The 6905-nt window shown below is 42.6% G+C and carries 5 protein-coding genes; 4 read left to right on the forward strand and 1 reads right to left on the reverse strand.

The window, feature by feature from the left end:
- Positions 1 to 72 precede the first annotated feature (72 nt).
- From WJR50_RS31865 to typA, 3 genes are all read left to right on the forward strand, one after another.
- Positions 73 to 996 (forward strand): mechanosensitive ion channel family protein, encoded by a 924-nt coding sequence (locus WJR50_RS31865; RefSeq protein ID WP_341297388.1) that lies wholly within the window; start codon positions 73 to 75, stop codon positions 994 to 996.
- 103 nt (positions 997 to 1099) lie between these two features.
- Positions 1100 to 2890 carry an arylsulfatase gene (locus tag WJR50_RS31870; protein ID WP_341297389.1) on the forward strand — a complete coding sequence of 597 codons (1791 nt, stop codon included), beginning with the start codon at positions 1100 to 1102 and terminating at the stop codon, positions 2888 to 2890.
- Between the two features lie 187 nt (positions 2891 to 3077).
- Positions 3078 to 4889, forward strand: coding sequence for a translational GTPase TypA (gene typA, locus WJR50_RS31875; protein WP_341297390.1), 1812 nt, complete (start codon positions 3078 to 3080; stop codon positions 4887 to 4889).
- A gap of 144 nt (positions 4890 to 5033) precedes the next feature.
- On the opposite strand, the gene WJR50_RS31880 is transcribed toward typA, so the two are convergent.
- Positions 5034 to 5639: a tetratricopeptide repeat protein gene (locus tag WJR50_RS31880; protein WP_341297391.1), complete on the reverse strand. Its 606-nt coding sequence runs from the start codon at positions 5637 to 5639 to the stop codon at positions 5034 to 5036.
- Positions 5640 to 5884: 245 nt separating this feature from the next.
- On the opposite strand from WJR50_RS31880, the gene WJR50_RS31885 reads away from it, so the two are divergent.
- A complete protein-coding gene (locus tag WJR50_RS31885) occupies positions 5885 to 6790 on the forward strand; it encodes an EboA domain-containing protein (protein WP_341297392.1) in 906 nt (301 codons plus the stop codon).
- Positions 6791 to 6905: the final 115 nt, after the last annotated feature.

Consider the following 6905-nt stretch of genomic DNA (forward strand, 5'->3'; position numbering starts at 1 on the left):
GAAAGTTTGGAACTCGATTCTTAGCACTGTCCGTATTAAAAGTTCAGAATATACGCTAATTTTGCGCCCATTATGAATCAAGGAAGTATCGCCGCTACACAAGAAGTAGACCGTAAGGAGCTATTACAAAAAGAAAGCCGTAAGAGGGTTTTTTTTATTCTGAAATTTCTTTTGCTTCTCGGAATACTGTATATGAACTACGAGTTTCAGGACTGGTTCAGAGAGGAAGGGGAAGGCGCAGAGAAGAATATTTTTGCCCTCATCATAAGGGCGGTGCTTTTTTACCTATCCACGCATCTGCTGGTTTCGCTGGCCAGAATCGTGATCGTATATTTTTATATCAGGAGAAAAAAACTAAAGGAAGAGCAGGACAATGTAGTGCTGGCGGTTAATCGTATCGCTACACTCATCTCCATAGCTGCCTTTGTAGCTGCTCTCTTTTTATTGTTTGATATCAAATGGGAGACTTTCTTTACGTCGTTTTCTCTGGTTGCTGTGGCTTCGGTATTGCTCACCAAGGATTATATTTCCAATACAGTGAATGGAATGATCTTTATGGCAAGTGATCGCTTTTTATTAGGTGATTATATTAAAGTTGGTAGCCACGAAGGAAAAGTAATTAACATCACCTTAAGCAGTGTACATTTGCGTACCGAAGAAGGTGATTTTGTAGCCATTCCCAATACTACCGTATACAATTCAGACATAATTAATTTCAGCCGGAGAGAGCAGGGTTTGGTAAATATAGATTTTGAGGTTAAAACAGATATTTTAAAAGATACGGCTGCTTTGATAGATCAACTGGTTGTTGCTACGCAGGAATATGAGCGCCTTATTAAGAAGAATAGTTTTGAATTATTAGTCCGCCAAATAGCCTCTGATAAAGCACAGGTTAGCTTTCGCTACAAACTTAAAACAGCCAATCCGGAGAAAGAACGTGAACTCAAACGCTATACCCTTCGCAAAGCCTCACAAGTAATCGCCAGCCTTTCCTGATTTGTAAAATCATTTAAGCAACCGACCCAAGCTTTCATGTTCATGAAGTTTTGCCAGGCTAACTTCAGTTTGTATGTTTAGTACATACTACTAAGTACACAACATGAAAAACCATTTTAGATTACTGATCCTCTGCTTATGTCTTTCGGCATGCTTTGGAGGTTCCGGGGAAACGGAGAACCTTTCAAGCAAACAGAAGAGTACACCTAACATCATCCTTATTATGAGTGACGATCAGGGATGGGGAGACCTGAGTATAAACGGTAATTCCAACCTGTATACTCCAAATATTGACAGCCTGGCGATTCAGGGAGTTTCTTTTGAGCATTTTTATGTAAGTCCGGTATGCTCCCCTACCCGAGCTGAACTTCTTACCGGTCGTTATCATACCCGGGGTGGGGTCTACTCTACCTCTGCGGGTGGAGAAAGGCTGGACCTGGATGAAACTAGCATCGCCCAGCATTTTCAACAAGCCGGCTACCAAACCGCCTGCTATGGCAAGTGGCATAATGGCATGCAATACCCTTATCATCCCAATGCACGTGGCTTTGATGACTTTTACGGCTTTGCCTCCGGTCATTGGGGCAATTATTTCAGCCCTATGCTGGAAAGAAATGGGCAGATTGTAGAAGGTGAAGGTTATATTATTGATGATCTTACCAATAAAGGAATTGAATTTATTCAAAAAAATCGTGAGCAACCTTTCTTCCTCTATCTTCCCTTTAATACTCCCCACAGCCCCATGCAGGTACCCGATGAGTGGTGGAACAAAATGAAAGACAAAAGACTGGATTCTCTGCACCGTGACCCCTCCAAAGAAGACCCACAATTTACACGTGCTGCTTTAGCCATGTGTGAAAATATTGACTGGAATGTAGGCAGGCTGATACAGACACTCAAAAAACTACAGTTGGAAGAAAATACTATTGTAATCTATCTCTCCGATAATGGCCCTAACTCTTGGCGCTGGAATGGAGATATGAAAGGTCGCAAAGGCTCTACTGACGAAGGAGGCGTACGTTCACCTTTACTTATGCAATGGAAGGGAAAACTGGCGGCAGGTAAAAAAATAGAGGAAATTGCCAGCGTGATGGATATTTTTCCTACCCTGGCCGATCTTGCCCATATTCCTACCGAGCAACAGAAAGTATTGGATGGGAAGAGTCTTAAACCATTATTATTGAACAAGGGACAAACTAATTGGGAGGATCGCGTGCTAATTAACCATTGGAACGGTAAAACCAGTGTGCGAAGCCAACAGTACCGATTGGACCATGAAGGTCAGCTTTTTGATGTGTCTGCTGATCCTGGTCAGCGTAATAATATTGCAGAAGATCATCCCGAAGTGGTAGAAAGGCTGGCCGCTGAGCGGCGAACATGGGAAGAGGATGCTTTGGCAGAGCTTCCAGCCAAGGACCAACGTAGCTTTCCGGTCGGTCATCCGGACTTCCAGTATAATCAGATTCCGGCAAGAGATGGAACTGCACATGGAAATATTCAGCGGTCTAACCGTTATCCTAATTGTTCCTTCTTTGAAAACTGGACGAGTACGGAAGATAGCATCAGCTGGGAAATAGAAGTGCTGGAAGAAGGTGATTTTGCGTTAGAAGTGTATTATACCTGTAAGCCGGAAGATGTGGGTACTACCTTAAGTTTGAGTTTTCAGGATGCCATTCATACTTTTAAAGTTACCGAAGCCCATGACCCTCCCCTGATCGGAATGGAAAACGACCGGGTAGAGCGACAGGAGTCTTACCTCAAAGATTTCAAACCCATGAATGCAGGAGTTATTCACCTCGGCCAGGGAGAAGGAACTTTGACACTCAAAGCTGAAACTATTCCTGGTAGAGAGGCTATAGACTTCAGGTTACTTATGCTGAAAAGATTGGAATGAGTGCCTGTACATAAATTTGCCAGTATTTAAAAAGCGGTGTTTTAGCAAAAATCCCATTTATGTACTGAGAATTAGCGGCAGTGAAAGGCTTTATTGCCTTTTGCAAAACTTTATTGCAGAATATTTCCGCTAAATCGAACCTATTGCGCTATTTTTGCGCTTTCATAGCATAATAAAATTTTATTTCATGCAGAGCATCAGAAATGTGGCGATTATCGCTCACGTTGACCACGGAAAAACTACGCTGGTTGACAAAATTATTCACGCCTCTAAGGTATTGAGGGAAAATCAGGAAACTGGCGAACTTATATTGGACAATAACGACCTGGAAAGGGAGCGTGGCATTACCATCGTTTCCAAAAACGTATCAGTTCGTTATGGAGATGTAAAGATTAATATCATTGATACCCCTGGCCACGCCGATTTCGGTGGAGAAGTAGAGCGTGTACTCAAGATGGCCGATGGTGTACTGTTATTGGTAGATGCCTTTGAAGGCCCTATGCCGCAAACACGTTTTGTACTCAGTAAAGCACTTGCGCTAGGCCTTAAGCCTATCGTAGTGATCAATAAAGTAGATAAAGAAAACTGTCGTCCTGATGAGGTTCATGAGCATGTATTTGACCTCATGTTCAACCTGGATGCTACCGAAGAGCAGCTGGATTTTGTGACTATGTACGGATCTTCCAAGCAGGGCTGGATGTCAAACGACTGGAAAAAACCTACTGATAATATCCTGCCATTGTTGGATGCAATCGTTGAGCATATCCCTGAAGCGCCTCGTAGAGAGGGTATTCCTCAGATGCAGATCACCTCATTAGACTATTCGGCTTTCGTAGGTCGTATTGCCATTGGTCGTGTGTACCAGGGCAAATTGGTGGAAGGAGCGAATATGGCAATCTGTAAAAGAGATGGCAGTGTAAAGAAAGCAAAAATCAAAGAGATTCAATCTTTTGAAGGTTTAGGAAGAGTCAAAGTATCCGAAGTAGAAAGTGGAGATATCTGTGCTATTGTAGGTCTGGATGATTTTGAGATTGGTGATACGCTTACCGATGCTGAAAACCCTCAGCCACTACCGCGTATTTCTATTGATGAGCCTACCATGAGTATGCTTTTTACTATCAACAATTCTCCTTTCTATGGTAAAGAAGGGAAATATGTAACTTCTCGCCACCTGCGTGACAGGTTATTTAAAGAAACAGAAAAGAACCTGGCGTTGAAGATACAGGAGACCAATAGTGAAGATAAATTTCTGGTCTATGGGCGAGGAATTCTGCACTTGTCAGTACTGATAGAAACAATGCGCCGTGAGGGTTATGAGCTACAGGTAGGCCAGCCTCAGGTGCTGTTCAAAGAAATTGATGGCGTGCGCCATGAGCCTATTGAGCACCTGGTAGTAGATGTACCTGATGAGTTTGCCGGTAAAGTGATTGAACTGGCCACACAGCGCAAAGGAGAGCTGACCATTATGGAAGCTCGTGGTGATGTGCAGCATTTGGAGTTTGATATCCCCGCTCGTGGCCTGATCGGTTTGCGTAGTAACGTACTAACTTCTACCGCTGGTGAGGCAGTTATGAACCATAGGTTCAAATCCTACGAGCCTTACAAAGGAGCTATCCAGGGCAGAATTAGCGGTTCACTGATCTCTATGGATACAGGAGCAGGTACTGGTTATGCTATAGACAAGCTACAGGACAGAGGTGTTTTCTTTGTTGATCCGGGAGAAGATGTATACGTAGGGCAGGTAATTGGAGAGCACAGTCGTGGTAACGATTTGGTCGTCAATATTCTGAAGGGGAAAAAGCTTACCAACATGCGTGCGTCTGGTTCAGATGATAACGCTAAGATTGCTCCCAAGAAGACTTTTTCTTTAGAGGAAGCTTTGGAGTACATTCAGAAAGACGAATATCTGGAAGTGACACCAAAGAGTATCCGTATGCGCAAAATCTACCTGGATGAGAACGAGCGTAAACGTATGGCTGCTAAGCTAGAGGCGCAGTAGGTTTCAAATTGAAAATTAAATATATCGGTAAAAGCGTTGCCTCAATCAGGTAGCGCTTTTTTTGTGCTCTACCTATGGGCATATGTATAAAATGAAGGCTGGTGAGTATAAAATAAATCGAGCTTGTTGTTAAACCAACAAAACTCACCGGCAAAACTTTTTCTGATATTGTGCTGCAGTAGTGTAGCCCAACTCTTCTGCCTTCTGCCAGTCGGCGCAGGCATTGTCTACATTTTTAAGGTTATAGTTTGCCATCGCCCGGTTTGCATAGGAGGCCTGATGATAAGGTTGCACGTTCAGCGCCTGATCATAGTCATTTTTAGCTTTTTGATAATTTCTCAGCTTAAGCCAGGAGTTGCCCCGATTGAAGTAGTAGAGGTGCAGTAAATCTGTGTCTTTGTTCTTTGTTAAAGAAATGGCTTGATTGTAGTCAGCAATAGCCTCCTCGTATTGTTTCGCATTTTGCAAAGCATCACCGCTGTAATAAAAAATGTCCGGCTCACTGGGTAGATTTTGTTTAGCACTGGCATAGCATTTTAGCAAACCTTCCTGATCTTCCGATTGACTGCATGCATTGGCCAGGTTTTCATAATAAAATACTACTTTGGGGTCTTTCTTAATAGCTTTCCAGAAATAGGCCTTCGCCTGAGCATATTCCCCATCCATCATAAGTTCATATCCTTTAGAGTTCCACTGATTGGCCTCAAAGTCTACATCAATTACTTCTTCATCATCGGTTGTTTGCGCCATATTTATATGGATCAGGGAGCAAATCAATAGGCTTGTTAAGAATATTCTCATACTACATTAATGAAAATTTTATGTGTTTACACTTAAAAGTTATTTACAAATAAATTAAGTGAAATATAAGTGTTTTCAAAATATCACACCTAATAATAGACAGAGCTTTTTAAGCTTTGTTTGGAGTTTCTATCGCTTCTGTGCATAAATCCTAAATATCCATTAACTTAAAGGCCCAAACTTTTTAATACAATATGCAAGCAACTACCTATCAAGCAGATCTGGAACGGGTCAAAGAATTTTTATATACCCTGATTAAAGAAAATGCCAGCCCTGAGGGTTTGGAATGGCTAAACAAACAACTGGATAAACTGAAGCAGGAGTGGAACTATCGTACCTTCTATTTTTCATTCAGTTCGGTTCCTCGCTTCATGGGTAAAGCTTCAATACCATACGATAAAGCTACCCTTAGCAAAGCCAACGCCCTTCGTGAAGGCTTCACCCCCCAGGGCTGGGATATGACTCAGTTGACGCGCACTTATATTCTGCTATTTCTTCCCCATGATGATCTTGAGGCATATGCTCTGACCATTGATCGGATGTGCGAAACGGCCGATATGTATGAGCAGCAGGCATTATATGCAGCTCTTCCTATATTGCCACACCCTAAGGAGCTTACCGGAAGAGCGGCTGAAGGCATTCGTACCAATATGACGAATGTTTTTGACGCCATTGCCTTGCACAATCCCTATCCAGCTGATTATCTGCAAAAGGAAGCCTGGAACCAACTCTTGCTGAAAGCAGTATTTATGGGCCGTCCTTTGTACAAAATCTACCATGCAGATAAGCGAGCGAACCCTGAGCTGGCGCATATGCTGATTGATTTTGCCCATGAACGCTGGGCAGCACATCGTCAGATCAGTCCGGAAGTCTGGCGCTTTGTAGCTCCTTATCTCAATGAGGCATATTTGAGTGACCTTGAGAAATCCGTGAAAGATGGAGCACCTCTGGAGGTAGAAGCTGCATTACTCGCTTGTTCGGAAAATACCTATTCAGGTGGAAAAATGTTGCTGGACCAGCATCCGGATATCAAAGGCCGTATTGAGAGAGGTGATATTAGCTGGGAGAATATAGGCGAACGCTACCTTACTAATGAATAATGACGAATGATGAACGATTTTTTTGTGATTCATTTTACTTTATTAACTGATGTTACGCATGATTGGATTATAGTTGATTAAAGTTACGATATTAGCCAGAAAGAACCGAGCAGAA

This window comes from Catalinimonas locisalis, from assembly GCF_038039535.1.
In the GTDB taxonomy this organism is placed as follows: domain Bacteria; phylum Bacteroidota; class Bacteroidia; order Cytophagales; family Cyclobacteriaceae; genus Catalinimonas.

Bases quoted from the DNA above. Each gene is read 5' to 3' on its own strand.
- WJR50_RS31865 (WP_341297388.1), top strand. From the start codon at position 73: ATGAATCAAGGAAGTATCGCCGCTACACAAGAAGTAGACCGTAAGGAG.
- WJR50_RS31870 (WP_341297389.1), top strand. From the start codon at position 1,100: ATGAAAAACCATTTTAGATTACTGATCCTCTGCTTATGTCTTTCGGCA.
- typA (WP_341297390.1), top strand. From the start codon at position 3,078: ATGCAGAGCATCAGAAATGTGGCGATTATCGCTCACGTTGACCACGGA.
- WJR50_RS31880 (WP_341297391.1), bottom strand. From the start codon at position 5,639: ATGGCGCAAACAACCGATGATGAAGAAGTAATTGATGTAGACTTTGAG.
- WJR50_RS31885 (WP_341297392.1), top strand. From the start codon at position 5,885: ATGCAAGCAACTACCTATCAAGCAGATCTGGAACGGGTCAAAGAATTT.